This window comes from Vreelandella sp. GE22 (genome assembly GCF_968212445.1).
On the sequence record NZ_OZ309110.1, the window covers coordinates 1164758 to 1191191 of the forward strand.

A 26434-nucleotide genomic window follows, 5' to 3' on the forward strand; every position below is an offset into this window, starting at 1 on the left:
ATTTGAGTGTTGACGCCGAATTATGGGGTCAGCAACAAGCGCTCAACGCTGCATTCAGGGCAGGCGAGGGCGGCGGTACCCGGGCGGGTTCATTATTACTAATAGCGAGTACGAGGAGCAACTTGATGGGGAACATTCACAAACTCTCATTGGCCGTTACGGCTATCTCTTGTGTCGTAGCGGCTCAAGCCCATGCTGAAGAAGTAAGGGTTTATAACTGGTCCGATTATATCGCCCCGGAAACCCTCGAGAAGTTTACCGAACGTACCGGCATCGACATCACCTACGATGTCTACGACAGTAACGAAACCCTGGATGCCGCGCTGTTGGCCGGCCGCTCCGGCTACGACGTGGTCGTTCCCTCCTCGCACTTTTTCGCGCGCCAGCGCCAGGCCGGCGTGTACCAGCCGCTCGATAAAGACGCGCTGCCCAATCTCGAGAACCTGAACGCCGATCTCATGGCGAACCTCGACGCCGTCGACCCGGAAAGCGGCTACATGGTCCCTTATATGTGGGGTACCAACGGTATCGGCTACAACGTCGACCGCGTACGGCAGATCCTTGGTGACGACGCGCCGACGGATAGCTGGGCGCTGCTGTTCGACCCTGAGATCACCGGTGCGCTCAATGATGCCGGATGCGGCATTTCGATGCTGGATACCGGCGAAGAGATGCTGCCCGCGGCCATGGCCTACCTGGGGCTCGACCCGATCTCTGATGACACCGACAACCTGGACGCCGCCGGCGAGCTGATTAGCACCGTGCGCGACGACATCACCTATTTCCACTCCTCGCGCTACATTGCCGATCTGGCCAATGGTGATATCTGCGTGGCGGCGGGCTACTCCGGCGACGTCTTCCAGGCTGCCGAGCGCGCCGAGGAAGCGGGCCGCAACTTCGAAATTGGCTACGCCATTCCCAAAGAAGGCGCCGCGCTTTGGTTCGATGTAATGGCAATCCCCGCCGACGCGCCGAACGTGGAAAACGCTCACGCCTTCATCGACTTCATTCTCGACCCGGAAATCGCCGCCGAGATCACCGATTACGTCAGCTACGCCAACCCCAATGCCGCAGCAGACGCCTACCTGGACGAAGCGATTCTCAATGACCCGGCGATCTATCCAGAAGCCGAGGTCATGGAAAACCTGTACGTGGCCCGCGATATGCCCCAGGCGTTTCAGCGCACCCGCACGCGTATCTGGAACCGCGTTAAATCCGGCCGTTAATTAGCGCCTACCGAGCGGCGGGCAGGGTTTTCCTGCCCGCTCTTTACCGTTTGGTGCCTGGCTTGCCAGGCCTCTGCATGGGAGTGGCGAATGGTCACTACGCCTTTGTCGAATGACCCTTCATCTTCTTCTGACGCGGCGCGCGCGCCGGGCAAAACGCCTCGCTTTGCCGAAGATATCGTACTGGAGGTCAAGCGCCTGAGTAAGCGCTTCGACGACGCACTGGCGGTCGACGACGTCAACCTGCAGGTCAAGCGTGGCGAGATTTTCGCGCTGTTGGGCGGCTCCGGTTCGGGTAAATCAACGCTTTTGCGCATGCTGGCGGGCTTCGAGACGCCCTCGGAGGGCAGCATTCTGCTCGGCGGTGAGGACATCACCGCGACCCCGCCGCATAAACGCTCGATCAATATGATGTTTCAGTCCTACGCGCTGTTTCCGCACATGAACGTCGCGCAGAACATCGCGTTTGGTTTGAAGCAGGACAAGCTCTCCAAAGCCGATATCGATGCCCGAGTGACGCAGATGTTGAAGCTCGTGCACATGGAGCGCTTTGCCAAGCGTAAGCCCCACCAGCTCTCCGGTGGCCAGCGCCAGCGGGTGGCGCTGGCGCGTTCGCTTGCCAAGCGTCCCAGGCTTTTGCTGCTCGATGAGCCCATGGGCGCTCTCGATAAAAAGCTGCGCACCGAGATGCAGCTCGAAGTGGTCGAGATCATCGAACAGGTCGGCGTGACCTGCATCATGGTCACCCACGATCAGGAAGAGGCGATGACCATGGCCGACCGGGTAGCGATCATGGCCGATGGCTGGATCGAACAGGTCGGATCACCCGTGGATATCTATGAAAGCCCGGCGAGTCGCATGGTGGCGGAGTTCGTGGGCACGGTGAACGTTTTCGAGGGCGAAATCGTGACGGATGCCGCCGATCACTGCACCATCGAATCCCCGGCGCTGTCGCGGCCGATCTACATCGACCACGGCATTACGACCCAGGCCGTAGACCGTCGCGTGTGGGCGGCGATTCGCCCCGAGAAGATCTGGCTTAGCCGCGAAAAGCCCGAGGGTGAGTACAACTGGGAGGCGGGCAAGGTCGATGACATCGCCTATTTGGGCGGCTACTCGCTCTACTACGTACGCACGTCGTCCGGGCAAATGATCAAGGCGAGCATGGCCAATACCGAGCGCCGCGGCGACCGACCCACTTGGGAAGACAGCGTTTACGTGTACTGGGAAGATCACAGCGCCATCGTGCTCAACCGTTAACGCGTGGCTTTAGGAGAGCGCCTTTGATGAAGCCGTTTGAGTTCGCGACACGTTTGAAGCGCCTGCAGCTTGGCCGCCGCGCGGTCATTGCGATGCCGCTTGTGTGGTTGACGCTGTTCTTTTTGCTGCCCTTTGCGCTGGTGCTGAAAATCAGCTTGGCCGAGTCGATGGTGGCCATCCCGCCTTACGGTCCTCTATTGGAGTACACCGACCAGACGCTGCATGTGTTCCTCAACCTGGGCAACTATCTGTTCTTGTTGTCCGATTCGCTCTACGTCGCGGCGTACTGGGGGTCGATCAAAACGGCGTTCATTTCGACGGTGGCGTGTTTGCTGCTGGGCTACCCGATGGCCTACGCCATGGCGCGGGCGCCAAAACACTGGCAGCTGGTGTTGCTGCTGCTGGTCATGCTGCCCTCTTGGACCTCGTTTTTGATTCGGGTTTACGCCTGGATGGGCATTTTGAGTAACAGCGGGCTAATCAATAACTTCTTGATGGGCATGGGGATCATCGAGTCGCCGCTGCGCATGATGAATACCCAGTTCGCCGTGGTCATCGGCATCGTCTATGCCTATCTGCCTTTCATGGTGCTGCCGCTTTACGCCCACCTGACGCGTCTCGATAATTCGCTGCTAGAGGCGGCGTCGGATCTGGGCTCGCGCAAGCTCAACACCTTTTTCAAGGTGACGCTGCCACTCTCCATGGGAGGGATCATCGCGGGCTCCATGCTGGTCTTCATCCCCGCCGTGGGCGAGTTCGTGATCCCGGAGCTTTTGGGCGGGCCGGATACGCTAATGATCGGCAAGGTGCTCTGGGAGGAGTTCTTCCTCAACCGTGATTGGCCGGTCGCCTCGGCGCTTGCCGTGGTGATGCTGCTATTGCTGCTCATCCCCATCGTCTGGTTTCACCGTTATCAGTCCCGGGAGCTTGAAGAATGAGCCTGAAACCGCGCTGGCCTTCGTTTACGACCGTCATGTTGATCGTCGGGCTCGTGTTTCTCTACCTGCCGATGCTGGTGCTGGTGGTCTACTCCTTCAACGCCTCGCGGCTGGTCACCGTATGGGCCGGGTTTTCTACCCAGTGGTACGGCGCGCTGTTTCGCGATCGTCAGATTCTCGCCGCCGTGTGGACCAGTCTCGAAATCGCCTTTTTCGCCGCCAGCATGGCGGTATGTCTGGGCACCGTGGCGGCGTTCGTGATGACCCGCTACGCGCGCTTTCGCGGCAAGACCGCGCTTTCGAGCATGGTGACCGCACCGCTGGTCATGCCCGAGGTGATCACCGGGCTTTCGCTTTTGCTATTGTTCGTGCAGATGGCGCAGTTGATTGGCTGGCCGGCGGATCGTGGCATGGCCACGATCTGGATTGCGCATACGACGTTCTGTAGCGCCTACGTGGCGGTAGTGGTGGCCGCCAGGCTTCGTGAAATGGACCGCTCCATTGAAGAGGCGGCGATGGATTTGGGCTCGCCGCCGCTGAAAACCTTTTTCTTTATCACCCTGCCGGTGATCTCCCCGGCGCTGTTGGCCGGGTGGCTTTTGGCCTTTACGCTGTCGCTGGATGACCTGGTGATCGCCAGTTTCGTTTCCGGGCCTGGGGCGAATACGCTGCCGATGGTGGTGTTCTCGTCGGTGCGGTTGGGGGTTTCGCCCAAGATCAACGCCCTGGCGACGCTGATTATCCTGATCGTCTCGCTGGCAACGCTGGCGGCCTGGTTTGTTATGCGTCGAAGCGAAAAGCGCCGCCGGGCGCTGCTGCAGCGGGCCGATCGAGGCGAGTAGTCTAGAGCACGTCGTCGTCGCGGCCGGTGGTGATCGCTTCGATGTCGCCGGTCATGGGGGAGAGCAGCACCTGCACCTGAATCGGCGCGCAGCAGCGGTGACAGTCCTCCCAGGTGGTGTGGCTTCCCTGGGAGGTGTCGATGACGAAAGTGAGCGGCGTGGCGCAGTAGGGGCAGTCGAAATCGTGCTCGATGAGCGCGTCTTCGTCCATGGCGAACTCCTTGTTTAAAATGCTATGGCAATGATAGGCCAAAGGGTCGATCAACTGGGGTCGATCAATTAGGGCCGCTCAAGTGTAGCAGAGCCCGGGGGGCGCGCTGCAGGCGTGAATCAGGTAGGATGGTGTGCGGTTTTTTCGATCAATCAAGTGAGAGAACGATGATGAAACGTTACATGGCAGTTGCGGCCGCACTGGCCCTCCCGATGGTTGCTCTGGCCGATACCCCGAACGTCGAGCCGGGCGAGTGGGAATTCGTCAGCGTCACCCGCATTAGCGGCGAGATGGATATTCCCGATCAAACCGAAACCGAGCGTCAATGCATTACCCAGGAAGAGCTCGATAGCGCCGAGTTTGGCCTGATCGAAGAAGAGCAGGGCTGCGAGCTGATTAGCCAGGACATGAACGCCGACGGCATCTCTTACAGCATGGCGTGCAGCGCCGATGGCGGCCAGGCCACCATCGACGGCGAAATGAGCTTCATGGGCGAGCAGATCGACGGCACGGTCACCATCCTGACCGAGTCACCCATGGGTGAGCTGACCATGGACACCGTGATCGAAGGCGAGCGCGTTGGCGACTGCTAAAACGCTGCCCGGTCAAAAAAGGCGCCTGCGGGCGCCTTTTTTGTGGCCGGGGAAAAGGCTTTAAAGGCGCTTAACGGCTTTCATCGCCTGCCGCCATCTCCGCCTCCAGGCGGCGTTTGACCGCGTTGGGCGAGCCGGTGTGACGGGCGAGCAGGTCATAGGCCACCGGCACGACCAACAGCGTAAAGACCGTGGCTGCGCCCACCCCGGCCATGACCACGGTGCCGATCACCAGGCGTGATTCCGCGCCCGGGCCGCTCGAGAGAATCAGCGGTACCGCGCCTGCCATGGTGGTGATCGCGGTCATCAAAATGGGGCGCAGCCGGGTCACCGAGGCCTCGATAAGTGCCTCGCGAAACGCCACGCCCTCGTCGCGCAGCTGGTTGGCGAACTCGACGATCAAAATACCGTTCTTCGCCGCCAGGCCGATCAATAGCACAAGCCCCACCTGGCTGTAGATGTTCAGCGACTGGCCGCTGAGCAAAAGCGCCAGCAGCGCACCGCTCATGGCAAGCGGTACGGTCAGCATGATCACGAAGGGGTGGATCAGGCTCTCGAACTGCGCCGCCAGCACCAGAAAGACCACCACCGCGCCCAAAATCAGCAAAAACGCCGTTGCGCCGCTCGCTTCCTGGAAATCTCGCGAGGGGCCGGCCAGATTGGTCTGGGCGGCCTCGGGCAGCAGCTCATCGGCACTTTGCTGTAGGTACTCGAGCGCCTCGCCCAGGGTATAGCCGTCCGCCAGGTTCGCCTCGAGGGTGATCGAGCGGACACGGTCGAAGCGATTCAGCGTACTGGCGCCGGCGAAGTCGGAAAGCGTCACCAGGCTCGAGAGCGGAATCAGTGCGCCGCCTCGCGCTGATCGTACCTGGATGTTGTCCAGCGCCCGCGGGCTATTCTGGCGCGCGCGGTCGCCTTCGACGATCACATCGTACTCCTCGCCGTCGTCGACATAGCGGGTCACGTTGCGCCCGCCCAGCAGTACCTCCAGCGTGCGGCCGATCTCGCTGACCGTCACGCCAAGCGCGGCGGCCCGGTTGTAGTCGATCTCTACGCGAAGCTGCGGCTGGGTTTCATCGTAGTTGCTTTCGAGCGCGGTCAGGCGCGGGTTGTCGCGCCTGACGTGGTCGATCAGCACGTCGCGCCAGCGGGCGATCTCTTCATAGGAGCCACCGCCGAGCACGAACTGAACCGGTTTTTGAGTGCGCTGGCCAAACCCCTGACGCATCACCGGAAACGCCTGCACGCCGGGCAGGGTAGAGAGCGTGGCGCGCACGTCGTCCATTACCTCCCAGGCGCTGCGCCGCTCGCCCCAGCTCGCCATGTCGATAATCAAAAAACCGCTGTTGAAGTTTTCGATATTGCCGAAGCCGCGCGGCGCGCGGACCACTACGCGTTCGAACTCGCCGCTGTCCAGAAAGGGGTCGAGGCGCGCCTCGACCTCGTCCATATAGTCCATCATGTACTCGAACGTGGCGCCCTCGGGGCCGTTGACCAGCACGATGAAGTTGCCCCGATCCTCCTGGGGGGTGTATTCGCTGGGCAAATGCGCCGCCAGCCAGCCGGTAGCGGCGATCAGCAGCGCGAACAGCGCCACCACCAGCCAGCGCAGTCGAAGCGTCGTTTCCAGCACGCGCCGATAAAGGCGCTGGGTGAGGTTCAAAAGCCACTGCACCGCACGCCCCACGCGGCTATCGTGCATACCGGGTTTGAGAATCTTCGAGGCCATCATGGGGGTGAGCGTGAGCGCCAGCAGCGTGGAGAACACCACCGCCGCGGCCATGGTCAAGGCGAACTCGGAAAATAGCCGCCCGATATCGCCCTGCAGCATACTCAGCGGAACGAACACCGCCACCAACACAAGCGTCGTGGCGATGACCGCAAAGCCGATCTGGCGGGTACCACGGTACGCTGCCACCAAAGGTGTCTCGCCGTACTCGAACATGCGCCGGTTGATGTTTTCGAGCACGACGATGGCGTCATCGACGATCAGGCCAATGGCCAGCACCAGTGCCAGTAGCGTCAACAGGTTGATCGAGAAGTTCATCGCCGCAAGCGCGGTGAAGGCGCCGATCACCGCAATGGGTACCGTGACCGCGGGCACCAGGGTGGTGCGCAGATTCCCCAAAAAAAGAAAGATGACGATCACCACCAGGCCCATGGCGATAAAAAGCGTCGAGACCACTTGGTCGATGGCGCCGGAGACGAACAGAGAAGCGTCGTAGTTGAGGGAGAGCTCCATACCTTCGGGCAGCGTTTGCTGGAGGCGCTCCATTTCGTCCTGCACGGCCTCGGAAAGGGCCAGCACGTTGGCAGTGGACTGCATGATGATTCCAAGCCCGACCATGGGCACGCCGTTGGCGCGAAACACCGAACGGTCTTCGACCGAGCCCACTTCGACCCGGGCGACATCGGCCAGGCGCACCAGATAACCACTTTCGCCCTGGGCGAGGGCCAGGCGTTTGAAGTCATCGGCGGTCGCGAAGGCTCTAGGTAGGCGCACGATGAACTGACGGTCCGCGGACTCGATCGAGCCCGCTGGAAGCTCGACGTTCTCGGCGCGCAGGGCGTCTTCGATATCGCCGACGGTCAGGCCCCGGGCGGCCAGGGCGTTGCGGTCGAGCCAGACACGCATGGCGTAATCGCGACCGCCGCCCAGGCGCACTCGGGCAACCCCGGGCTGCACCGAGAGGCTGTCCGCCAGGTAGCGGTTGGCGTAGTCGGTAAGCTCGGTGATCGAGTAGTTCGCCCCAGAGAGACTTAGCCAGACGACAATCTCTTCGCTGCTGTCGGCCTTGGTGACCTCCGGATTGTCGGCGTCGTCCGGCAGGTTGCGCAGCGCCCCGGAGATGCGGTCGCGAATATCGTTGGCCGCCGCGTCGATATCCATGGTGATCGCGAACTCGATCTCGATGCGCGACCGGCCGTCTTCACTTCGCGAGGTGATCAGCTCGATCCCTTCGACGCCGGCAATGCGATCCTCGAGAATTTGAGTAATGCGCGTTTCCACCACATTGGCCGAGGCGCCGGGGTAGCGGGTGTCGATACTCACGATCGGCGGGTCGACGGTAGGATACTCCTGCAGCGGCAGTCGGTTGAGCGCCAGTACGCCAAAGGCGATGATCAGCGCGGCGATCACCATGGCAAGGACCGGGCGCTGAACCGAGATATCCGATAGGCGCATTAGCGATCCGCCTCCAGCAGCTTACGAATGCTGGTCTCGTTGTCGACGACGCCGAGCAGGCGCACTTCGAGCCCGTCCCGGGCGAGCTGGAGGCCGTGCACGACGATCAAATCATCGGCGTTTAAACCCTCCAGAATCTCCACCTCGCCGTAGCGGCGCTCGCCAATCATGACCTGGCGCTGCTCCAGCCGGTCACCGTCATCCGTCTGGTGAATCAGCATCACGTAGTGGCGGTCGCCGCTGGGCTCGAGCGCCGCCTCGGGGATCACGACGGCCTCGCGCAGGCGCTGGCGAACGGTGACTTCCATGAGCATGCCGGGGCGCAGGCGCAGGTCCGGGTTTTCCAGACGCGCGCGGACATCGACACTACGGGTGGCCGGGTCGATGCGCGTGCCGATACTGGCGATCTCGCCGCTGAACACGTCGTCGGGGTAGGCCGCGGTGGTGGCGCTAAGCGTAAGCCCCGTTGAGAGGCGCCCAAGAAACACCTCGGGCACACTGAAATCGAGCTTCATGATATCGAGCTTGTCGAGGGTGACGAGCTCCGTCCCCGGGGTGACCAGTGCGCCAACACTGATAGTACGCAAGCCGACCCGACCGCTGAACGGGGCGTGCAGGCGGTAGTTGGTCAGCTGCGCTTCGATGGCCTGGGCCTGGGCGCGGGCCTGATCGAGCTGAGCCTGGTTGTCTTCGACATCCGCGCGGGCGGCCAGGTTACGGTTTTGCAACTGGGTGGCCCGGGTCAGGGCGTTACCGCGCTCGGCGCTCAGCGCCTGGGCGGCGCGTAAAAGTGCCTTTTCTTCGGTATCGTCCAGGCGGATCAAAAGCCGCCCGCGCTCGACCTGCTCGCCGTCTTCGAAATTGATCTCGGCCACGGTGTCGGTGATCGTTGCCGAAAGCGTCACGCTTTCGTCGGCGCTCAGCGTTCCCAGCGCCTCGAGCGGGTCCGACCAGGTGCTCGCTTGGGCATGGCTTCCAATGACGCTTGGCAGCGGCTGGGCAAACGCCAAGGGGGCGTGGGCAATCAGTAACAGACCGGTCAGTAGTAGTCCCGTTAGCCATGATCCGGGCGGGCGTTTTAAAACATGCATGAAATTCTCGGTCATTGGCCGTCTCGAGGGGGGCGGGCGAAAAGCGCAGGGTCATTCAAGGCGGCGTTTAATGCAACGCCGTCGGCGGTTTCAAGTGTCATTACCCCTTAAAGAAAATAACCGCTTTATAGCTGATAGAATAGTCGGCTTTCTGTTTGTTCGAGGTTATCGGGTATGGTGTTTGATGTCGTGATCATTGGCGCGGGTGCTGCGGGGTTGATGTGCGCAGCCCAGGCGGGCTACGCGGGCCAACGCGTGCTGGTGCTCGACCACGCCAATAAAGCGGGCAAGAAGATCCTCATGTCCGGCGGCGGGCGCTGTAACTTTACCAACCTGGACACCGCGCCTGGCCATTTTTATTCGCAAAACCCCTATTTTTGTATTTCGGCGCTGAAGCGCTACCGCCCTGAGCACTTCGTCGAGCTCGTCGAGCGTAACGGCCTCGAGTACGTGGAAAAGGCCCCGGGCCAGCTTTTTTGCGCCGACTCTGCCAAGGAGATGGTGCGTTTACTGCTGACCGAGTGCGAATGGGCTGGCGCCGAGGTGTCGCTCAATACTCAAATCACAAGCGTCGAGCGCGCCGGTGAAGGGATGCGTCTTGAAACGTCCCGCGGGCGAATCGATGCGGGTGCGTTGGTCGTGGCGACCGGCGGGCTTTCGATTCCCACACTCGGCGCGAGCGGCTTTGGTTACGATATCGCCCGCCAGTTCGGCCTGGAGGTGCTGCCCACGCGCCCCGGGCTCGTGCCGCTGACCTTGAGCGATACCTGGAAAGAGCGCGCCAGCGCGCTGTCCGGGCTGAGCGTACCCGTAGCGGTAACCTCACAAGATCACCGTTTCGAAGAGCCGCTGCTCTTTACCCATCGAGGCCTTTCGGGGCCGTCGATCCTGCAAATATCCAGCGTTTGGGAACCAGGCGAGGCGCTTGAGATCGACCTGCTGCCCGGGGAGCAGGCCAGCGCGCTTTTGCTGGAGGCGCGCGGGGCGACCCCTAAAAGACTGCTTTCTACCTGGCTTGGCGAGCGCTTACCCAAGCGCCTTGCTCAGGCGATGATCGAGTGGTACCCCGAGGCGCAGAGCCAAAAGCCGCTGGCGCAGTATTCCAACGAAGCGCTACAAGAGTGGGCCGAGCGCATCAACCACTGGACGCTCAAGCCTTCCGGCACCGAAGGCTGGCGCACCGCCGAGGTCACCATGGGCGGCGTCAGCACTGAGGCCATCTCGTCGAAAACCTTCGAGGTGAAAGACCTTCCACAGCTGCGCTTTATCGGCGAGGTACTGGACGTGACGGGAAGGCTCGGGGGGTATAATTTTCAGTGGGCCTGGGCGAGCGGGGTGGCTTGCGCCCAAGCGCTTTGATGCGCTTTCAAATAAAAAACGTGCGCCGGGGCGCACGTTTTTTTAGCCGAGATACAAGTTCGAAGGCCGGGCTTAGGTGGCGATTTTGGCAAGCAACTTGAACTTGCGAAACAGCATATAGCCCGCCAGCGCCTTGCGTCCTGCCGCCATCACGCCGCCGGGGTGGCGCATGAGCCGCCAGGCTGCGATACCACCGACTGCATAGAGCGGAAGACGGAAGCTTTTCAGGCTGTTCTCAAGCGGTGCGGCCGCGTTCAAAAGAAAGTCGCTCTCGACCAGAATATCGACGCGCTGCTGTTCGAGCTCAGCCAGAAGCGCCGCCTTGCGCTCAGCGCGGCTCGCCTTAGCGTTGGTCGTCTGGTTGGTCATTTTGATTGGCCTCCAGTAGCGCTCGATCCGCCGACAGCTGCTTTAGCGTCTCTTTTAAAAGCGTATGGCTTTTTGCCTGTCGAATGGCAATCAGCGCAAACACTAGGCTCAAAAATATGAGCACGCCGGCACTAAAGACAATCGCCGTAATGCGGTAGGTATCCCAAAACAGAATAATGACCAGCGCGGTAAGCGTGGCCACTCCCAGCAACAGCAGCAGAAGGCTTGCACCCGCCAGCAAAAAAAGCACCAGTATGCGCGCGCGTTCCTCTTCAAGCTCTAAAACCGCCAAACGCAGGCGGGTTTCACTATTGGCAACCAGTGAACCTATCAGGCGTTTGACGGCAGAGAATACGCGTTGGGTTGGACCCAAGGCCATTAGCGACGACCGAGCAGCAGTCCAGCTACCAGACCCGCAGCGGCGCCAATGCCCATGCTGGTCCAAGGGTTGTCGCGCACGTAACGGTCGCAGCAATCAACCTGGTTGGAGAGGGATTCGCGGGTATCTTCGTAGATGTTTTCACCAGCGGTTTCAAGACGCGAGCGGGTCTCTTTCAAGCGGCGCTCGGCGCGTTCGCGCAGGCCGCGCATCTCACCACTGGCATCCTTGGAGGTCGCATTGACCAGCTCTTCGACGGTTTCGCTTAGGTAGCGAAGGTCGTTTTTAAGTTGGTCGGCACGTTTGGAGCTGTCTGAATTACGCTTGGCCATGATGTCTTCCTTTGACGGGTTAATGAAACGCTGACTGCTATCAGCATAGCAGCCATTATCGAATAGACAACCTCGCCACTTTATCGGTTCAGGCCGGTGGCGCTGAACAGCGGGTTGAGGCTGAAACCGAGGCTCAGGCGGTGTACGCGGTTGTCGTAGTCGATCATGCTTTCGCCGTACCCGTAGTAGTACTGCAGGTGCGCACGAAGATTGGTGAACGCCGGCCAGCTATAGTCCACCTGCGCGCCGTAATGGTCGGCGGAAGGGTTGCCGCGTAGCTGGGTCGCTAATTCGTGGTTGCCGTCCAGGCGTTTGGCCAGGCGAATGTCGCCGTAGCCCATGTAGCGATCGATGTCCGGGTTGTCGTCACTCCCCTCGGATTCCGGCACGCGCCAGTGAGGGGCCAGGGTAAGGGCCCAGTCGCCGCGCTGGAACGTGCTCTCCAGATAGACCCGATTCCAGCTACGCGATAGCGGGTCGGAGCGCCCGTTGGACTGGTGATTGAACGACACCCGGTTGCGCGTGTTGACCCAGCCAAGCGCACTCCAGGCATTGTCGAAATCGATGAAGATTTCCGGCTCGTAGTTGGTCTCCCGGAACGGGGAGGAGGCATCGGTATTATACGCCTGCCACCAGCTGCGCTGGGTGTAGCCGAAATAGACGTCACCCACGTTGCCAAAAAGATCCTCGACCAGATTGAACTTGGCGCTGAACTGGAACTTGACCTCGATGTCGTCGGGACCGTTTTCATCGGTGATCTCGCGAAATCTCGGGGCGTCGGTGCTGCCGTTATAACTCACCGGGAAAATATAGTTCGTACGGTGCGTGGTGATCGCGAACGGGTTACGGGTAGACTCCTGCTCGAGCTGGCGGCGCTCGTTCAAGTCTTCGAGCGCGACTTCTTCGGGCAGCGGTTCAGGCTCGAGCCCGGCGGCGCTTTCCGTCGGTGCCTCGATTTGTTGTAGCTGCTGATGCAGCTGATAAAGCTCGGTATTTAACGCGCGAATACGAGCCTCGATCTCTTCTTGTGTTTCTGCCAGGGCGCTATTGGCGAGCGGGGTCGTACCCGCAAACACGAAGAGGGCTGCTAATAACCGGTGTCGGGTGACCATGAGTGAGGCTCGCGATATGGGAAAAGAGAGTTAACAGGGCTTTCTATACAGCCTTGGCGTTTAAGTCAACTACTCGTGATTGCGAAAGTGGCGATTACCCAGGACAATGCCCCCTTGACCGCCCTCCGGGCGGGGCGATTATGTCAGCGAGGCATGCATAACGTGGTGAAATGCGCGGTGAGAGTATGGGTGTTTTGCGGCGCGCTACTGGCGCTTTTACTCCTCGTAGGGGCGCCGAGCGCAATGGCCGTCGAAGTGGAGGGCGTGCCTGCCCGGGAAGAGCTCGACGAGCGGCTGAGTGCGATCGAAGAGGCCGAAGGCGAGCCGAGCGAGCAGCAACAAAGTGAGATGCAGGCGCTCGAGGCGGCGTTGGACGCCTACGAACGGTTGGGCGCGATGGAAGAGCGCCTGGCCACGCTCGAACAGCGTATGGAGGAGTCGCCGGCGGCGCTGCTTCGCCTGGAACGTGAGCTCAACGAGGTCGAGCAGGCCAGTCAGCAGCTCAATGCCGGCGATCTAAGCGATATGGCGCTTTCAAATCTGGAAAGCCGCCAGGCCGACGCGGTGGTCGCGCTGCAGCAATTGCAAGGCCAGTTGGCGGATGCCAACTCGCAACTGCTGGCGGCGCAAACGCTGCCCGAGCGTGCCCAACAGGCTATTTCCAATGCGATCCAGCGTAGCGAGCGGTTGCGCCGGGAAGTGGACGACCGCGAAGCCCTGCTCGCCGACCGCCAGCTTTCGGCGCAAAACGATGCCAATCTGATCCAGCTGCGCCTGAATCGTACGGTGGCCGAGCGTGAAATGAGCCTCAATCAGCGCGAGCTCAGCGCCAATAGCCGCCTGCGCGAGCTGGCCCAGCGTCGCCGCGACCTGCTCTCGCTGCAAATCGACGAACAGGAGCAGCAGCTCAACTTGCTCCAGGGCGTGATCGACCGCCAGCGCCGGCTGCAGTCGGAACAGGCCATTGCCGACGCCGCTCGGGAGGACCCGCTGGTGGCCGAAGGTCACCCGGTGGTACTACGTGCCCAGCAGGTCAATCAGGATCTGAGTCTGGAACTGTTACGCGCCACCGACCGCTCCAACGGTATCGTACGCGAAAATATCGAAGCCCAGCGTCAGCTCGACCACGTCCGCCAGCTCCAGCGAAGCCTCAACGAGCAGCTCGACGCCATTCGCGGCAGTCAGCTTCTGTCGCGCATTCTGGTCGAGCAGCGCCAGTCCCTGCCCGTGATCGCGCCGCGCCACGACCTGCAGGATGAAATCGCCGATCTACGTCTGAAACAGTTCGATCTGGTCCGCCAGCGCGACCAGCTTCGCCAAGGCGAGCGGCTGGCCAATCAGCGTTTGGAAGAGGCCGGGGTCGAAGTGACGGAGGGGCTGGTCGATTCGCTCTCGCGGCTCTACCAGTCGCGCCGCGAGCTCGTCGACCAGCTCGAGCAGACCTACGGCGGGCTTTTGAGCGCGGCCATCGAGCTTCAGCTCAATCAGCAGCAGCTTCTGGAGATCTCTCGTAACCTGCGCACCACCATCGACGAGCAGCTTTTTTGGGTGGCCAGCAGCCGCCCGCTGGATGTCACCTGGCTTAGGCAGTTGCCGCAGAACCTGCGTATCGAATGGCGCGAAGGCGAATGGCGAAACCTTTTGCCGACCCGCTGGGAAGGCCTCTCCTGGGAGGTGCTGGTCGGGGCGCCGCTCGTTTTGATCAGCTTTTTGCTGATGGGCCTTCGAGCGCGTATCAAGGCGGGGCTAACGCGCATCCATTCGCAAATCGGCCGGCTCAAAAGCGACACCCAGGGGCACACGCCCCGGGCGGTTTTACTCAATGCGCTACTGGCGATCCCCGGGCCGCTGGTATTGGCCGGAGTGGGGGTCGGGCTAAGGACCGGTGAAGGGCCGGCCTCGCAGAGTCTGGCGCTGGCGTTTTTACAGCTGTCGCTTAGCTGGGGGGCGATTGCCTGGGGGCGGCGACTGCTGGTGCCCGACGGTGTGGCCGAGCGCCACTTTACTTGGTCGGCGGGTTACGGTGCCAAGCTACGCCAGCTACTCGGCGGGCTCGGAATTACGCTGTCACTGGTCGTGGTGATCGCCACGCTCTCCGCTCCCATGCAAACGCCGCTCGCCCAGCGCCCGCTGGCGCTGGGGCTTTTCTTCGTGTCGCTTGCCGCCATGAGCTGGTGGCTGGCGAAGTTGATTCTCGCCCACGTGCCGTTTTTCGGCGTGCGGCTTTTCAGGTTGCTTTTGGGTCTGGGGATCGCCGCCGTACCGCTGGTGCTGTTTAGTCTGGTCGCCTGGGGGTTTGAATACACCGCCCTTCGCCTGGTGGGGCGTTTTGCCATGACGCTCTATATCCTGGGGCTTTGGATCATCGTCGAGGCCACGGTGGTGCGAAGTCTCGCCGTGGCGGCCAGGCGGCTGGCCTACCGTCGGGCCCTGGCAAGGCGCCGGGCCCAGGTACAGGAGGGCGCCGAAGGCGGACTCGAAGTGGTCGAGGAGCCGCCGCTGGATATGGAGCAGATCAATAGCCAGTCGCTACGGCTTTCCAAACTGATTCTTTTGATCGGCTTTACCACGCTTTTGTACCTGGTATGGTCGGATCTGCTCACCGTGCTGGGCTACCTGGACCAGGTCTCGATCTGGGACGCTGAAGACGGCGACCTGGTCGGCAATACGCTCTCGATCAGCGATGTGTTCACGGCGCTTTTGGTCGTGGCGGTAACGATCATCATGGCCAGCAACCTGCCGGGGCTTTTGGAAGTTTCGGTATTGTCGCGGCTATCGCTCAAGCAGGGCAGCGCCTACGCGATCACCTCGCTTTTGTCCTACACCATCGTGGGTACCGGCGTGGTCATGGCGCTGGCGACCCTCGGCGTTTCCTGGGACAAGCTTCAGTGGTTGGTGGCCGCGCTCAGCGTGGGGTTGGGCTTTGGCCTGCAGGAGATATTCGCCAACTTCATCTCGGGGCTGATCATCTTGTTCGAGCGACCGATTCGTATTGGCGACACCATCACCCTTGGCAACCTGCACGGCACCGTGAGCCGGATACGTATTCGCGCCACGACGGTCACCGATTTCGACCGTAAAGAGATCATCATCCCCAATAAAACCTTCGTGACCGATCAGCTGATTAACTGGTCGCTGTCGGATAACGTCACCCGAGTGGTGCTCACATTTGGGGTATCCCACGGTTCGGATCTCGAGCGCGTCCATACTCTGCTGCGCCAGGCCGCCGACGAGAATGCCCGGGTGCTGGTCGACCCGGAGCCCCAGGTGTTTTGTGTCAGCTACGGACCGCACAGCCTCAACTTCGAGTTGCGTATCTTCGTCAACGATCTGCTGGATCGCCTTTTCGCCGCCGATGAAATCAACTGCCGGGTGGACGCGCTCTTGCGCGAGGCGGGTATCCGCGTGGCCTTCGAGCAGATGGATGTTTGGCTTCACCGCGACGAGTCCGAGCCGGTCAAGGTGCAGTCCGCGCAGCAGTTGCCCCCGGCCTCGCTAAGCTAACTCAGGCCCGTGTGGCCAGTAGCAAAAATTCCCGATTGCCGTCACCGCCGGTAATCGGGCTCTCCTGCCAGTGGGTTACCTTCATTTCATGCTCACCACAGCAATCAAGCACGCGGGCTTTGACCTCGGCAAAGCGATTGGCGTCGTGTACCACGCCCCGCTTGTCGAGTGCGCCGGGGTCGAGCTCGAACTGCGGCTTCACCAGTGACAAAAGCCGCCCGCCAGGCGGGAGTAGCGCGGCGAGCTCGGGAATGATCAGCGTTTGGGAAATAAACGAGACGTCCATTACCGCGATATCGACCGGGTGCTGTTCGAGGGCGCCCAAAAGCGCCTCACAGCGGCTCATGGCCCGCGCGTTCAGCCCTTCCAGGCAGGTGACACGGCTATCTTCGCGAAGGGGCGGGGCAAGTTGGCCGTGGCCGACTTCCACGCCGATCACGTGGCGGGCGCCAAAGCGCAGGGCGCAGTCGGTGAAGCCTCCGGTGGACTGGCCAATATCGAGCGCGTTTAGCCCGTCCAGGCGCATATCCAGCGCGTGGAGCACGCCTTCGAGCTTCAAACCGGCCCGGGAGACGTAGCGCTCCTCCGGGTCGTCGCTGATGAGAAACGTAGTGTCCGACGGCCATTTCTCCGAGGCTCGGGTAAGGGGCGTGCCGTCTTCAAGGCGTACGCGGCCGTTGCGGATCAGGCGCTGGGCGCGAGTACGAGAGCTGGCAAGCCCCAGGCTTGCCAGTAGTTGGTCGAGTCGTGTCATGTCGAAAGGGTTAGCAGGGTGAGTGGGGCGGGTGGCTGGCCTGAAGTTCGATGGCGGGCAGGCGCGCGGCCCCCCAGCTGCGGTGCAGGTAGCCTTCCACGCGTTCGAGCTCGTCGCTGGGTACCGTCGCCGGCTCGCCGCGCTCCAAGGGGTCGTGGTGATAAATATAAAGCCGGGAGGTGAACTGATCGAAGGGCAGCGAGGCCTCGCCGAAGCGCTCGCCAAAACCGGCGGTGCTGACCTTCACACCGTCGCCCCAATCCTGGCCACTGTCGTTATTGGGGTTGAAAAAGTAGACGCGCATGGCGTCTGTCGGGTCGAGGGAGGTGCGCAGAATGGTGATGGCGTGCCAGCCAATGAAGCGCCCGGCGCTGTCGGTGACGGCGATGCCCGCGGGCTGCGGGTGAATCAGCGGTTGGTTGCCGTTATAAAACGGATGATAGCTTGCGTAAAAGTGGCGAATGAAGGCGTCCACGTCGCAAAGCTTGCCGCTTTGGACATCGACGTTGATACGAAAACCACGCCCGGACCACCAGCCGTGAAACTCCGGGTTGACCCAGCGGTGCGGGTCGCCTTCGCGGCCAATGCAGCGCCGCCCCATTTCGGCGTAGATACGGTCCAGGTGCGGCACCACGATCAGCGAGACCGGGTCGAGATCCATGGGAAGCGTCGTGGCTACCCCGGATACGCTCTCTTTCGAGGAGATCGGCTGGCCTTCGAAGTGCATGATGATCTCGTCGTCCCGGGTCGCCCAGGCGACCATTTGTAGCAGGTAGTCCGGGTCGTTGTAGGCCCACATCGAAAGCGCGCGGGCGGATTGGCAGGTCGGGTTGTTACCCTGACCCACCCCCAGCGGCAGCCCCAGCAAACAGAGCACGCCCTCCATAAGTCGGGCGTTCGGGCTGACCGTATCGCCATACGTGTTGCTCAACCGCGCCTTGGCCCACTCGGAAAGCGCTAGATTGAGCTGGCGCCACATGGCGGGCGCCACCGGGGGCTGGTAGAGAATGCCGCGCTCGAGCATCAGCGCCAGGCCGTACACTGCCTGGGCCGTGGCGGGGTGGACACTTTCTCGAATCAAACCGTGCACCAGCTCGCGATAGCACAGCATGCAATCGCGCCCGGTCGACGAGAGGCCCAGCGCCTCGCCCAGCAGGTGGTCGCTCTCATCCAGGCAAAAGCGCAGCAGCACCGCGTGGTAAGGCGACACCAGCCCGGTGTCGTGCATGGCGCGGGCGCAGCCGGTGGATTCGGCCTGAAGTGCGGTGTTATCCATTCCCTCAAGGCGGCGCTGATAAATCTCGACACCCGGGTCCTCGCGGCAGGCCTGGGTAGGCCCGAAAAGCGAGCTGACCAGCCGGTCGGCCCCCTGGCCGCTGGCGCCCAGGTCGATTTCCGGGTTGGCCTGGCATAGCGCGATCTGGGTGATCATCTGCTTGATGCCATCGACCTGTACCGGACGCTGCTTCAGGATACGCCAGATCTCCTCGATCAGTTGGTCGAGGATGTGTTCAAAGCCGATACGCTGAGCCAGGTGTTGGAAAAGCGTGCGGGAGAGCGTGGCAAGCCGGCCTTGCGTTTCGCGCTCGGCCTCGCTTGCCGCGCTGAATAAAAGGGTCAGGTTGAGCGCCATCACCTGGGTCAGGTAGTGGTGCGCCTGCTCCTGGGTAATCAGGGCGTGACGGTACTCGCCCTTGGCCACCGCCAGCAGACGAAGCTCGCTGAGTGCCTCGATCACCACGGTGTTAGAATCGGCGCTTTTGAGGGCGAATGTGGCAAGCGTGGGCTGCAAGTACTGGGGCGTTTCCCAGTCAGAGCCTTGAAAAACCGCGGCGGATTCAAAATCCGCCGCACGCCTTTCAATTGCCTGGCAACCACCGTCTTGCATGAGGATACGGCGAGCCGTGTCCAGTACGCGAGGCAGTTTTTCGGGCCGGCTGAACGCGGGGGCCTCTTTTAGCCTGTGTAGCGCGTCATCCAGTTTTTCCAAAAGCCCGGCGAGCTTCGGTGGTTCTGCTTCATTGGCGGTCGTCACAACGGCTCCTTTTCCCAGCAAGGGCGGGGATTATACATAGAAGTCGAGGTCTTCCTGATGTTTTAGCAGATCGCGCAGGGTATGGGCGTCGTCACCCTTGAAGTAAATCAGGCCCCAGTGGGTACCGAACGCGGTGCGCTTGGTGACCGTTTCCTCGAGCGGCGTGGTCAGTTCGTGGGACTCGAAGTAGGGGTGATCCTCGGTCTCTTCGGGAATTTCCAGGCGGCTGACCACGCGGCGGCGCGGATAAACGCCAAAGCAGCCGGCGAAGCCGTTGGCATCGACCACCTCTTTGGGGAAGAACGCGGCGACTTCCTCGGGAGTGCTTTTCGGGTCGAACACCAGCATTGAAGCCTGATAGGCGTTGAAACCGTACACCCGCTCCAAAAGTTCGAACACCTTGAACCCCGGCGGACGGTAGGCCACTTCGCCAAAGTACATCTCGCCGTCGCTGGTCACGAAGTACTCGGGGTGAATCAGGCCGAACTCGATATCGAAGGTCTTGATGAGCTTCTCGATCTGGGTGGTGATCTGCTCACGGTAGCGCTCGAGCTCCGGCGAGGCGGGCACGAAGACTGAGTAGCCCAGGGTCACGTACTCGGAAATATTCAAAAAGGCGATTTTACCGTTATGAATCCACGCTTCGACGGCGAATTCCCAGCCATCGAGGTGTGATTCCATCAAGACCGGAAACTCTTCTTCCGGTATGAGATCGACTTCGTCGGGGGTGCGAATGACGCGGTGGCCCAAACAGCCGGCCTTGTCGAAGGCCTTGAGGTGAATCGGGTCGTTGGGGTCGCCGTCCAGTTTGAGAAGCGTCTGGTTGACGCGCTTTAAAAAGCGAATGACGTCGTCTTTATCGTGGGCCTCTTCGAAAATGCCCACGCGGATGCCGCCAAGCTGCGCGCGGCGTTTCATCAGCGCTTTATCGCGTAAAAGCAGCGACTGGCCGTAAAGGCGGGGGTTATCCAACAGCACCGAGTTGATGGCGCCGGCCCACTCGACGGTCTCTTCGAACAGCGGAATGGCGACATCCACGCCTTTTTCCTTCAAGGTTTCGGCGATTTCCAGGGAGCGGTCGTTTAGGCGCTCGAAATTCCACGGTACGTGAGGAATATCGTGTTGCTGGCAGTACTCTTCGGCCCAATCGGGGGCAACCACGATATAGCGGCGGTCGAATTTTGCCGCTGCTTCGATGGCATTAAGGCTCCAACCAAGTAAGGCGATATAGCCCTTATTCGAATCCTTTTCCATACTGGTAACTCCTTTGGGATGAAAAAATACCTGCACAGACACGACCATACACCACTTGGCTACCCGGAACAGGGCGGCTTGATTACGTGCATCAACGCTACTAATGCGTCAAACGTGCACGCGGCAGTAAAAGGCAGGCACATGAATATGGTAGTCTAGGTTCGGAGTTTTAACCTTTAAACGGCAAGAGGATAGGGCCAGGATGGCGACCAGGCCGGTCTACCGAGTAGTCGTTCACCAGCAGGGTGAAGTGTGGGATTTATACGTCAGAGAGATCTTTCAAAGCGAACTCTGGGGGTTTATTGAAGTCGAGGAGTTTGTCTTTGACGATGCTTCACGGATGGTGGTGGATCCCGGCGCGGAGAAACTACAGCGCACCTTCGAGGGGGTGAAGCGCAGTTACCTGCCGCTCAATGCCATCGTGCGTATCGACGAAGTCGAGCGCGAGGGCCCGCTGAAGGTCGTCAAAAGCGATACTCGGGTCGCTGAGTTTACGCGTCCTTTCCCGCTGCCTCCCCGCGGCGAAGGGTGAGTATAAAGCCCCGCCCTCGTTCAAGCGGCTGCTATTGGCGTATGTATTTACGATCAGGATTTGATGTCATGCAAGTAAAAAAGTCTCGTTTATTGGGGTGTCTGGCCACCGCCGGTTTTTTGTTGAGTACCGTAAGCCCCCAGGTGCTGGCGCAAACCGAGGGTCAGGCGTGGGTGAGTGAAGAGCTGAGCACGTTCGTGCGCAGCGGCCCGACGGATGGCTACCGGATCGTCGGAACGTTGAACGCCGGCGAGCAGGTGGAGGTACTGGAAGAAAGCGGCAACTACACGCGCGTACGCGGCAACGGTGGCGATGCCGTTTGGGTGCTGAGCGAAGAGCTACAGCAAACCCAAAGCGCCCGCGAGCAGCTCCCCGAGCTCGAGGAGCAGGTAGAGGAGTTGGCCGACGAACTCGAGGGCATCAACGACACCTGGGAGGAGCGCGTCGCCTCGATGCGCGATACCCTGGAGGTTCGCGAACAGCGCATTGCCGAGCTCGAAGCGCGCAACAGCGAGCTCGATAGCGAAGCCGATCACTCCCGCCAGCAGGTGCGTGCGCTACAGGCCCGCCTGGAGACGCAGGAGGAGGATCTATTGATGCGCTACTTCATGTACGGCGGTGGCGTAGCGGGCGCGGGACTGCTGGTCGGCCTGATTGTGCCGCATCTGCCGCGCCGGCGTAAAAAACGCGACCGCTGGTTTTAAGAGGCCTTGATGGAAAACGCGTGGCGTAAGCGCTGGCAAGAAGGGCGTATCGGCTTTCATCAAGCCTCGACCCACCCGGCGCTCATCGAGCACTGGCCGGCTCTTGGTATCGCAAGAGACGCCAAAGTGCTCGTGCCGCTTTGTGGTAAAAGTCTGGACATGCGCTGGCTGGCCGAGCAGGGCCATCCGGTGCTGGGCGTGGAGCTTGCCCCGGAGGCGGTCGCGCAGTTTTTAGGCGATTCCCCGGCCGGGGTGTCGCGCTACGAACAGGCCGGGTTCGAGGTGGCCCGTCAGGGCAGTATCGAGCTTTGGTGTGGCGATTTTTTCCATCTGCACATTCGCCAGACCTTCGAGCTCGGCGCCTTCTACGATCGCGCCGCGCTGATCGCCTTGGCCCCGGCGGCGCGCCAGCGCTACGCCTTTCATCTTGCCCAACTGATTCCGCCCGGTGCGCGTGGGCTACTGGTGAGCGTCACTCACGAAAAAGAGGGCCAGGGGCCGCCGTTTAGCGTGCCGGAAGAGGAGGTGCGAAAGCTGTTGATGCCTAACTTCGCGCTGGAACTTCTGGGGAGGGGCGCCGCCGATGCGCGCGGAATGAGCGAGCAGGTGTGGGCGCTCAAGCGGCGCGGGCCAGTGTGACCCGCGCTTTTATGCTTAGCGCGCCAAAAGCCTGGCAAGCTCCGGGTCGCTGAACGCCCGGTTCAGGCCGTCGCTCAACAGGTCGTTGATCATGCGCGTGTTGGTCGCTTCACCGGGTTTGATGGCATAGCCCTGGGTGCGCCGCGAGGTGTAGGTCCCCGTGTAAGTCGTGCCGCGGTTTTGCGCAATGGCGCGAAACACCGCTTCGATACGCGCCTCGTCCACCAGGGGCTGTCCGCTATCGCCCTGGCCGTAGTGCAGGCTGGCAAGCTCGAGGGTCAGGCTAGGGCCGCCCTGGGCGGGGCTGGTGGTCGGGTTGAAGCCCATTTCCTGAACCGCTCGCTCCGCCTCGGCTTGCAGCCGCGGAATCACTTCGTGGCTGTTCACGGTGATCTGAGCCGTGGACATGCTGCCCCCGGCGCGGGTGCCGATCACTTCGCTTTCCCGGGCGTCCACCGCGGCCACGCTGACCTGTTGACCCGAACCCACCTGAGGCACCTCGGCGGTACGCTCCGGGCTAAGCTGAAGATATTGAGGGCTTGCGCAACCGGCAAGCAGTACGCCGGCCACCAGCGCTGTAGAAAGCGATAAAAAATGACGCCGAAGCATGGTGTTTCTCCGCGATGGCTAAAAGGTGAGTATAACGTGTGCTGGGGCGCCGGGTACATTCAAACACCGACGTTTGCGCAAGGCGCTAACAAGAGGACGTTCATGAAACGCAATGAGCTTTTTTCAGCCTCGGAGCCTGCCAACCTGCTTCCCCGGGACGGCGAAGCGTTCTACCTGGGTCAGGTGCTCAGCGAGGCGGAGGCCACGCTTTATCTGGCGCGCTGCGTAGAGGAGCTCGACTGGGCTCAGGAGCGGTTGGTGATGTTCGGCCGCGAGATCGTCACAAAGCGCAAGGTTGCCTGGTATGCGGATGCGCCCGCCGCCTACACCTACTCCGGCCAGACCAAGGCGGCCAGGCCCTGGCCGGCGCTTTTGCTGGCGCTGAAAGCGCGGGTGGAGGCCGAAAGCGGCGCGCGTTTCGATTCGTGTCTTTGTAATCTTTACCACTCCGGTGACGAGGGCATGGGGTGGCACAGCGATGACGAGAAAGAGCTCGCCCCGGAAGGTGTGATCGCTTCGCTCACCCTGGGTGGGCAGCGGCGCTTCTCGTTCAAGCACAAGGCAAACAAGGAGAGGGTGTCGCTGGCGTTGGAACACGGCAGCCTTTTGATCATGCAGGGCACGACCCAAACCCACTGGTGGCACAGCCTGCCCAAAACCAAAAAAAGCCAGGAGATGCGGGTGAATCTGACCTTTCGACAAATGCAAAACGCCGCTCGATGAGCGGCGTTTTTGGTTAGTCCGAATGCGCCTGCTGTGTTTGGGGGGCATCATCGGCAAAGCGGTGCCAGCGGCGGGGGTGAGCGTAGAGGCGCTGGCCGCGGTGGATGTTTAGCCGCTCGAAATCCGCGTGGCGCACCGTGACAAGCCAGGGGGCGGCCAGCCAGTCGGCCTCGAGCTCCACGCGCACTTCGGCGCCGACCAGCGAGAACGCGGTGATCGTCACCGGCAGGTGAACGCCTTGCTCGAAGGTCTCGCTCAGGCGAACTTCGTGGGGGCGCAGCAAAAGCTCCTCGTCACCATCGGGGAGATCGACCCGCAAATGCGCGTCGCCGCAGGTGAGTACGCCGCCTCGCACGCGTCCTTCCAAATGGTTGACGTCACCCAAAAACTCGAACACGAAGCGGTTTTTCGGCGCCCGGTAGAGCGCCTCGGGTGTGTCGATTTGCTCGATACGCCCGTTGCTCATCACCACTACCCGGTCCGAAAGCTCCAGCGCCTCCTCCTGGTCGTGGGTCACGAATACGCTGGTGAAGTTGAGCTCTTCGTGCAGGCGGCGCAGCCAGCGGCGCAGGTCCTGGCGGACCTTCGCGTCCAGCGCGCCGAAGGGTTCGTCGAGCAGCAGTACGTCGGGTTCGACCGCCAGAGCGCGGGCCAGCGATACGCGCTGCTGTTGGCCGCCGGAGAGCTGAGCGGGCAGCCGGTTGGCGAACTGCTCGAGCTTGACCATTTCCAGAAGTCTAAAGACTCGCGCGCGAATCTCGCCTTTGGAAGGGCGCTGGCTGCGCGGCATGACGGTCAGCCCGAAGGCGATGTTGTCGTAAACGCTCATATGGCGAAAAAGCGCGTAGTCCTGAAAGACGAACCCGATGCGCCGGTCGCGCACGTGCACGTGGGTGACGTCGCGCTCGCCGAACATGATTTTGCCCGCACTCGGCGAGCGGTCGGCGTTTTCAAGCCCGGCGATGATACGCAGTAGCGTGGTTTTACCCGACCCCGAAGGCCCCAAAAGGCCCACCAGCTCGCCGTCATGAATGTCGAGATCGATCGGTTCGAGCGCCTGGGTCTCGCCGAAATGCTTGGCAATATTGTGCAGTTGAATGCTCATGAGAAAGCCTCCCGGCGGGTAGCGCGCCACTGCAAAGCGGCCTTGGCGGCAAGCGTAAGTAGCGCGATCAATGCAAGCAGCGCCGCGCTCGAAAACGCCCCGACCGCGTTGTAATCCTGGTAAAGCTGCTCGAGGTGAAGCGGCAAGGTATTGGTCTGGCCCCGAATAGCACCCGAGACCACCGACACCGCGCCGAATTCGCCCACCGCCCGGGCATTGGTCAGAATGACGCCGTACAAAAGCGCCCAGCGGATGTTGGGCAGCGTGATCCGGCGAAAGACGGTAAAGCCCGAGGCGCCAAGCGTTACCGCGGCTTCTTCTTCCCGCGAGCCCTGGGCCTGCATCAGCGGAATCAGCTCCCGGGCAACGAAGGGGCAGGTGACGAACACCGTGACCATCAAGATACCCGGCCAGGCGAACATCAGTTGAATATCGAAACCGTCCAGAAAGCTTCCGATCCAGCCGCCCCGCCCGTACAGCAGCAGGTAGACAAGCCCTGCCACCACCGGTGATACCGCAAAGGGGATATCGATCAGCGTTTGCAGAACCCGCCGGCCCGGAAAGTTGAACCGGGTCACCAGCCACGCCAGCGCTACGCCGAACACCAAACAGATGGGAATGGTCATGAGCGCGATGACGAGCGTCAGACCAATGGCGTGGAGGGTGTAGACATTGCTGACGTTTTGCCAGAACACCGCCACGCCCTGGGAGAACGCCTGGGCAAAAATGGCGACCAGCGGCAGCAGTAAAAAAAGCGCCGACAGCAACACCGCGGCACTAATCAACGAGCGCCGAACGGCCGGCGCGTCACCTACGCGGCGCATCAGGTGTCTCCTCCGTGCAGGCGGCGCACAAAGCGCCCCTGCCAAACGTTAATGGCCAGCAGTAGCGCAAGCGAGGTGAACAGCACGATCGAGGCGATCGCCGAGGCCCCGGCATAGTCGTACTCCTGAAGCCGCACGAAGATCATCAACGCGGTGATTTCGGTCTCGTAAGGCATGTTGCCGGCGATGAAGATGATCGCCCCGAACTCACCCAGCGAGCGCACGAAGGCAAGCCCGGTGCCGGTCACCAGGGCCGGCCATAGGTGCGGCATGATCACCCTGCGAAAGGCGACGCTGTCGGTCGCGCCCAGCGCCATCGCCGCCTCGTCGATCTCGGCGGGCAGATCCTCGAGCACCGGCTGCACCGTGCGCACTACGAAGGGAATACTGGTAAACGCCATGGCCAGGGCAATGCCTACCCAGGTGTACGCCACTTGAAGGCCGACGGGCTCGAGCAGCCGGCCCATCCAGCCGTTGCTGGCGTAGAGCGTGGCAAGCGTTATCCCCGCGACGGCCGTGGGCAGGGCGAAGGGCAGGTCCATCAGCGCGTCCAAAAGACGCTTGCCAGGAAACTCATAGCGCACCAGTACCCAGGCCAGCAGCAGCCCGAAGAGCGCATTCACCAACGCGGCCACCGCCGCTGCGCCCAGGGTGACCGCGTAGCTTGCCACCACGCGGCCCTCGGTAATGATCGCCCAGTATTGGGCCAAGCTGAGCCCGGCCAATTGGCCGAAGAGCCCAGTAATCGGCAGCAGCAGTACCAGCGAGATGAACAGTACGCTGATACCCATGGACAGCCCGAAACCCGGCAGCACGCGCGTGCTGCCGGATGACCGAAAGGTTAGCTGACGCATA

General features: G+C 61.5%; 25 protein-coding genes. 11 read left to right on the plus strand and 14 right to left on the minus strand.

Annotated elements, in window-relative coordinates:
• The first annotated feature begins 125 nt into the window (after window positions 1-125).
• The 4 genes from ACWHRL_RS05495 (at window position 126) to ACWHRL_RS05510 (ending at window position 4266) form a co-directional block, all read left to right on the plus strand.
• Window positions 126-1226 carry a polyamine ABC transporter substrate-binding protein gene (locus tag ACWHRL_RS05495; protein ID WP_447895552.1) on the plus strand — a complete coding sequence of 367 codons (1101 nt, stop codon included), beginning with the start codon at window positions 126-128 and terminating at the stop codon, window positions 1224-1226.
• A gap of 90 nt (window positions 1227-1316) precedes the next feature.
• Window positions 1317-2486 carry an ABC transporter ATP-binding protein gene (locus tag ACWHRL_RS05500; protein WP_447528244.1) on the plus strand — a complete coding sequence of 390 codons (1170 nt, stop codon included), beginning with the start codon at window positions 1317-1319 and terminating at the stop codon, window positions 2484-2486.
• Window positions 2487-2512: 26 nt separating this feature from the next.
• Window positions 2513-3424 (plus strand): ABC transporter permease subunit, encoded by a 912-nt coding sequence (locus ACWHRL_RS05505; protein ID WP_447895553.1) that lies wholly within the window; start codon window positions 2513-2515, stop codon window positions 3422-3424.
• Complete coding sequence (locus ACWHRL_RS05510; RefSeq protein WP_447895554.1) at window positions 3421-4266, plus strand: ABC transporter permease subunit; 846 nt, start codon at window positions 3421-3423, stop codon at window positions 4264-4266. The genes ACWHRL_RS05505 and ACWHRL_RS05510 overlap by 4 nt, the downstream gene beginning before the upstream one ends.
• A 1-nt stretch (window position 4267) precedes the next feature.
• Here ACWHRL_RS05510 and ACWHRL_RS05515 read toward each other — a convergent pair whose 3' ends face one another.
• Window positions 4268-4477 carry a CPXCG motif-containing cysteine-rich protein gene (locus tag ACWHRL_RS05515; RefSeq protein WP_447528247.1) on the minus strand — a complete coding sequence of 70 codons (210 nt, stop codon included), beginning with the start codon at window positions 4475-4477 and terminating at the stop codon, window positions 4268-4270.
• A gap of 182 nt (window positions 4478-4659) precedes the next feature.
• Here ACWHRL_RS05515 and ACWHRL_RS05520 point away from each other — a divergent pair, with 182 nt between their 5' ends.
• Window positions 4660-5070 (plus strand): DUF3617 domain-containing protein, encoded by a 411-nt coding sequence (locus ACWHRL_RS05520; RefSeq protein WP_447895555.1) that lies wholly within the window; start codon window positions 4660-4662, stop codon window positions 5068-5070.
• A gap of 70 nt (window positions 5071-5140) precedes the next feature.
• Here ACWHRL_RS05520 and ACWHRL_RS05525 read toward each other — a convergent pair whose 3' ends face one another.
• Both ACWHRL_RS05525 and ACWHRL_RS05530 read right to left on the minus strand, forming a co-directional pair.
• A complete protein-coding gene (locus ACWHRL_RS05525) occupies window positions 5141-8254 on the minus strand; it encodes an efflux RND transporter permease subunit (protein WP_447895556.1) in 3114 nt (1037 codons plus the stop codon).
• The gene (locus ACWHRL_RS05530) at window positions 8254-9345 is read right to left on the minus strand and encodes an efflux RND transporter periplasmic adaptor subunit (RefSeq protein ID WP_447895557.1); all 1092 of its coding nucleotides are present in this window, start codon (window positions 9343-9345) and stop codon (window positions 8254-8256) included. The genes ACWHRL_RS05525 and ACWHRL_RS05530 overlap by 1 nt, the downstream gene beginning before the upstream one ends.
• A 174-nt stretch (window positions 9346-9519) precedes the next feature.
• On the opposite strand from ACWHRL_RS05530, the gene ACWHRL_RS05535 reads away from it, so the two are divergent.
• Window positions 9520-10704: an NAD(P)/FAD-dependent oxidoreductase gene (locus tag ACWHRL_RS05535; RefSeq protein ID WP_447895558.1), complete on the plus strand. Its 1185-nt coding sequence runs from the start codon at window positions 9520-9522 to the stop codon at window positions 10702-10704.
• Window positions 10705-10776: 72 nt separating this feature from the next.
• On the opposite strand, the gene ACWHRL_RS05540 is transcribed toward ACWHRL_RS05535, so the two are convergent.
• The 4 genes from ACWHRL_RS05540 to ACWHRL_RS05555 all read right to left on the minus strand — a co-directional run bounded on the left by ACWHRL_RS05540 (window position 10777) and on the right by ACWHRL_RS05555 (window position 12896).
• The gene (locus ACWHRL_RS05540; RefSeq protein ID WP_447895559.1) at window positions 10777-11073 is read right to left on the minus strand and encodes a hypothetical protein; all 297 of its coding nucleotides are present in this window, start codon (window positions 11071-11073) and stop codon (window positions 10777-10779) included.
• A complete protein-coding gene (locus tag ACWHRL_RS05545) occupies window positions 11048-11452 on the minus strand; it encodes a phage holin family protein (RefSeq protein ID WP_447895560.1) in 405 nt (134 codons plus the stop codon). Before ACWHRL_RS05545 ends, ACWHRL_RS05540 begins: the two co-directional genes overlap by 26 nt.
• On the minus strand, window positions 11452-11784 hold the full coding sequence (locus tag ACWHRL_RS05550; RefSeq protein WP_447528254.1) for a DUF883 family protein: 333 nt from the start codon (window positions 11782-11784) through the stop codon (window positions 11452-11454). Before ACWHRL_RS05550 ends, ACWHRL_RS05545 begins: the two co-directional genes overlap by 1 nt.
• Before the next feature lie 80 nt (window positions 11785-11864).
• Window positions 11865-12896, minus strand: coding sequence for a phospholipase A (locus ACWHRL_RS05555; protein WP_447895561.1), 1032 nt, complete (start codon window positions 12894-12896; stop codon window positions 11865-11867).
• Between the two features lie 153 nt (window positions 12897-13049).
• Between ACWHRL_RS05555 and mscK the strand changes: the two genes are divergently transcribed.
• Window positions 13050-16400, plus strand: a complete 3351-nt coding sequence (gene mscK / locus ACWHRL_RS05560) for a mechanosensitive channel MscK (RefSeq protein WP_447895562.1) — start codon at window positions 13050-13052, stop codon at window positions 16398-16400.
• Between the two features lies 1 nt (window position 16401).
• On the opposite strand, the gene ACWHRL_RS05565 is transcribed toward mscK, so the two are convergent.
• The 3 genes from ACWHRL_RS05565 to ACWHRL_RS05575 are packed head-to-tail and all read right to left on the minus strand — an operon-like array spanning window position 16402 to window position 20443.
• Window positions 16402-17154, minus strand: coding sequence for a TlyA family RNA methyltransferase (locus tag ACWHRL_RS05565; protein ID WP_447895563.1), 753 nt, complete (start codon window positions 17152-17154; stop codon window positions 16402-16404).
• A 10-nt stretch (window positions 17155-17164) separates the two neighbouring features.
• Window positions 17165-19189: a hypothetical protein gene (locus ACWHRL_RS05570; protein ID WP_447895564.1), complete on the minus strand. Its 2025-nt coding sequence runs from the start codon at window positions 19187-19189 to the stop codon at window positions 17165-17167.
• A gap of 30 nt (window positions 19190-19219) precedes the next feature.
• Window positions 19220-20443, minus strand: a complete 1224-nt coding sequence (locus ACWHRL_RS05575; RefSeq protein WP_447528259.1) for an ATP-grasp domain-containing protein — start codon at window positions 20441-20443, stop codon at window positions 19220-19222.
• 202 nt (window positions 20444-20645) lie between these two features.
• On the opposite strand from ACWHRL_RS05575, the gene ACWHRL_RS05580 reads away from it, so the two are divergent.
• The 3 genes from ACWHRL_RS05580 (at window position 20646) to ACWHRL_RS05590 (ending at window position 22318) form a co-directional block, all read left to right on the plus strand.
• Window positions 20646-20975: a DUF1820 family protein gene (locus ACWHRL_RS05580; protein WP_447895565.1), complete on the plus strand. Its 330-nt coding sequence runs from the start codon at window positions 20646-20648 to the stop codon at window positions 20973-20975.
• Window positions 20976-21043: 68 nt separating this feature from the next.
• Window positions 21044-21679 (plus strand): TIGR04211 family SH3 domain-containing protein, encoded by a 636-nt coding sequence (locus tag ACWHRL_RS05585; protein WP_447895566.1) that lies wholly within the window; start codon window positions 21044-21046, stop codon window positions 21677-21679.
• Between the two features lie 9 nt (window positions 21680-21688).
• Window positions 21689-22318, plus strand: a complete 630-nt coding sequence (locus ACWHRL_RS05590; protein ID WP_447895567.1) for a thiopurine S-methyltransferase — start codon at window positions 21689-21691, stop codon at window positions 22316-22318.
• Window positions 22319-22333: 15 nt separating this feature from the next.
• Here the strand turns inward: ACWHRL_RS05590 and ACWHRL_RS05595 are convergent, their stop codons facing one another.
• The gene (locus ACWHRL_RS05595; RefSeq protein WP_447895568.1) at window positions 22334-22927 is read right to left on the minus strand and encodes a YajG family lipoprotein; all 594 of its coding nucleotides are present in this window, start codon (window positions 22925-22927) and stop codon (window positions 22334-22336) included.
• 102 nt (window positions 22928-23029) lie between these two features.
• Here ACWHRL_RS05595 and ACWHRL_RS05600 point away from each other — a divergent pair, with 102 nt between their 5' ends.
• The gene (locus ACWHRL_RS05600; protein WP_447895569.1) at window positions 23030-23650 is read left to right on the plus strand and encodes an alpha-ketoglutarate-dependent dioxygenase AlkB family protein; all 621 of its coding nucleotides are present in this window, start codon (window positions 23030-23032) and stop codon (window positions 23648-23650) included.
• A gap of 13 nt (window positions 23651-23663) precedes the next feature.
• On the opposite strand, the gene ACWHRL_RS05605 is transcribed toward ACWHRL_RS05600, so the two are convergent.
• Genes ACWHRL_RS05605 through cysT form a run of 3 tightly spaced genes read right to left on the minus strand, consistent with a single transcriptional unit; the run spans window position 23664 to window position 26433 of the window.
• Entirely contained in the window at window positions 23664-24755 is a 1092-nt protein-coding gene (locus ACWHRL_RS05605; RefSeq protein WP_447895570.1) for a sulfate/molybdate ABC transporter ATP-binding protein, read from the minus strand.
• The gene (gene cysW / locus ACWHRL_RS05610; protein ID WP_447895571.1) at window positions 24752-25579 is read right to left on the minus strand and encodes a sulfate ABC transporter permease subunit CysW; all 828 of its coding nucleotides are present in this window, start codon (window positions 25577-25579) and stop codon (window positions 24752-24754) included. Before cysW ends, ACWHRL_RS05605 begins: the two co-directional genes overlap by 4 nt.
• Window positions 25579-26433: a sulfate ABC transporter permease subunit CysT gene (gene cysT, locus ACWHRL_RS05615; RefSeq protein WP_447895572.1), complete on the minus strand. Its 855-nt coding sequence runs from the start codon at window positions 26431-26433 to the stop codon at window positions 25579-25581. The genes cysW and cysT overlap by 1 nt, the downstream gene beginning before the upstream one ends.
• Window position 26434: the final 1 nt, after the last annotated feature.

Bases quoted from the DNA above. Each gene is read 5' to 3' on its own strand.
- ACWHRL_RS05495 (WP_447895552.1), top strand. From the start codon at position 126: ATGGGGAACATTCACAAACTCTCATTGGCCGTTACGGCTATCTCTTGT.
- ACWHRL_RS05500 (WP_447528244.1), top strand. From the start codon at position 1,317: ATGGTCACTACGCCTTTGTCGAATGACCCTTCATCTTCTTCTGACGCG.
- ACWHRL_RS05505 (WP_447895553.1), top strand. From the start codon at position 2,513: ATGAAGCCGTTTGAGTTCGCGACACGTTTGAAGCGCCTGCAGCTTGGC.
- ACWHRL_RS05510 (WP_447895554.1), top strand. From the start codon at position 3,421: ATGAGCCTGAAACCGCGCTGGCCTTCGTTTACGACCGTCATGTTGATC.
- ACWHRL_RS05515 (WP_447528247.1), bottom strand. From the start codon at position 4,477: ATGGACGAAGACGCGCTCATCGAGCACGATTTCGACTGCCCCTACTGC.
- ACWHRL_RS05520 (WP_447895555.1), top strand. From the start codon at position 4,660: ATGGCAGTTGCGGCCGCACTGGCCCTCCCGATGGTTGCTCTGGCCGAT.
- ACWHRL_RS05525 (WP_447895556.1), bottom strand. From the start codon at position 8,254: ATGCGCCTATCGGATATCTCGGTTCAGCGCCCGGTCCTTGCCATGGTG.
- ACWHRL_RS05530 (WP_447895557.1), bottom strand. From the start codon at position 9,345: ATGCATGTTTTAAAACGCCCGCCCGGATCATGGCTAACGGGACTACTA.
- ACWHRL_RS05535 (WP_447895558.1), top strand. From the start codon at position 9,520: ATGGTGTTTGATGTCGTGATCATTGGCGCGGGTGCTGCGGGGTTGATG.
- ACWHRL_RS05540 (WP_447895559.1), bottom strand. From the start codon at position 11,073: ATGACCAACCAGACGACCAACGCTAAGGCGAGCCGCGCTGAGCGCAAG.
- ACWHRL_RS05545 (WP_447895560.1), bottom strand. From the start codon at position 11,452: ATGGCCTTGGGTCCAACCCAACGCGTATTCTCTGCCGTCAAACGCCTG.
- ACWHRL_RS05550 (WP_447528254.1), bottom strand. From the start codon at position 11,784: ATGGCCAAGCGTAATTCAGACAGCTCCAAACGTGCCGACCAACTTAAA.
- ACWHRL_RS05555 (WP_447895561.1), bottom strand. From the start codon at position 12,896: ATGGTCACCCGACACCGGTTATTAGCAGCCCTCTTCGTGTTTGCGGGT.
- mscK (WP_447895562.1), top strand. From the start codon at position 13,050: ATGCATAACGTGGTGAAATGCGCGGTGAGAGTATGGGTGTTTTGCGGC.
- ACWHRL_RS05565 (WP_447895563.1), bottom strand. From the start codon at position 17,154: ATGACACGACTCGACCAACTACTGGCAAGCCTGGGGCTTGCCAGCTCT.
- ACWHRL_RS05575 (WP_447528259.1), bottom strand. From the start codon at position 20,443: ATGGAAAAGGATTCGAATAAGGGCTATATCGCCTTACTTGGTTGGAGC.
- ACWHRL_RS05580 (WP_447895565.1), top strand. From the start codon at position 20,646: ATGGCGACCAGGCCGGTCTACCGAGTAGTCGTTCACCAGCAGGGTGAA.
- ACWHRL_RS05585 (WP_447895566.1), top strand. From the start codon at position 21,044: ATGCAAGTAAAAAAGTCTCGTTTATTGGGGTGTCTGGCCACCGCCGGT.
- ACWHRL_RS05590 (WP_447895567.1), top strand. From the start codon at position 21,689: ATGGAAAACGCGTGGCGTAAGCGCTGGCAAGAAGGGCGTATCGGCTTT.
- ACWHRL_RS05595 (WP_447895568.1), bottom strand. From the start codon at position 22,927: ATGCTTCGGCGTCATTTTTTATCGCTTTCTACAGCGCTGGTGGCCGGC.
- ACWHRL_RS05600 (WP_447895569.1), top strand. From the start codon at position 23,030: ATGAAACGCAATGAGCTTTTTTCAGCCTCGGAGCCTGCCAACCTGCTT.
- ACWHRL_RS05605 (WP_447895570.1), bottom strand. From the start codon at position 24,755: ATGAGCATTCAACTGCACAATATTGCCAAGCATTTCGGCGAGACCCAG.
- cysW (WP_447895571.1), bottom strand. From the start codon at position 25,579: ATGCGCCGCGTAGGTGACGCGCCGGCCGTTCGGCGCTCGTTGATTAGT.
- cysT (WP_447895572.1), bottom strand. From the start codon at position 26,433: ATGCGTCAGCTAACCTTTCGGTCATCCGGCAGCACGCGCGTGCTGCCG.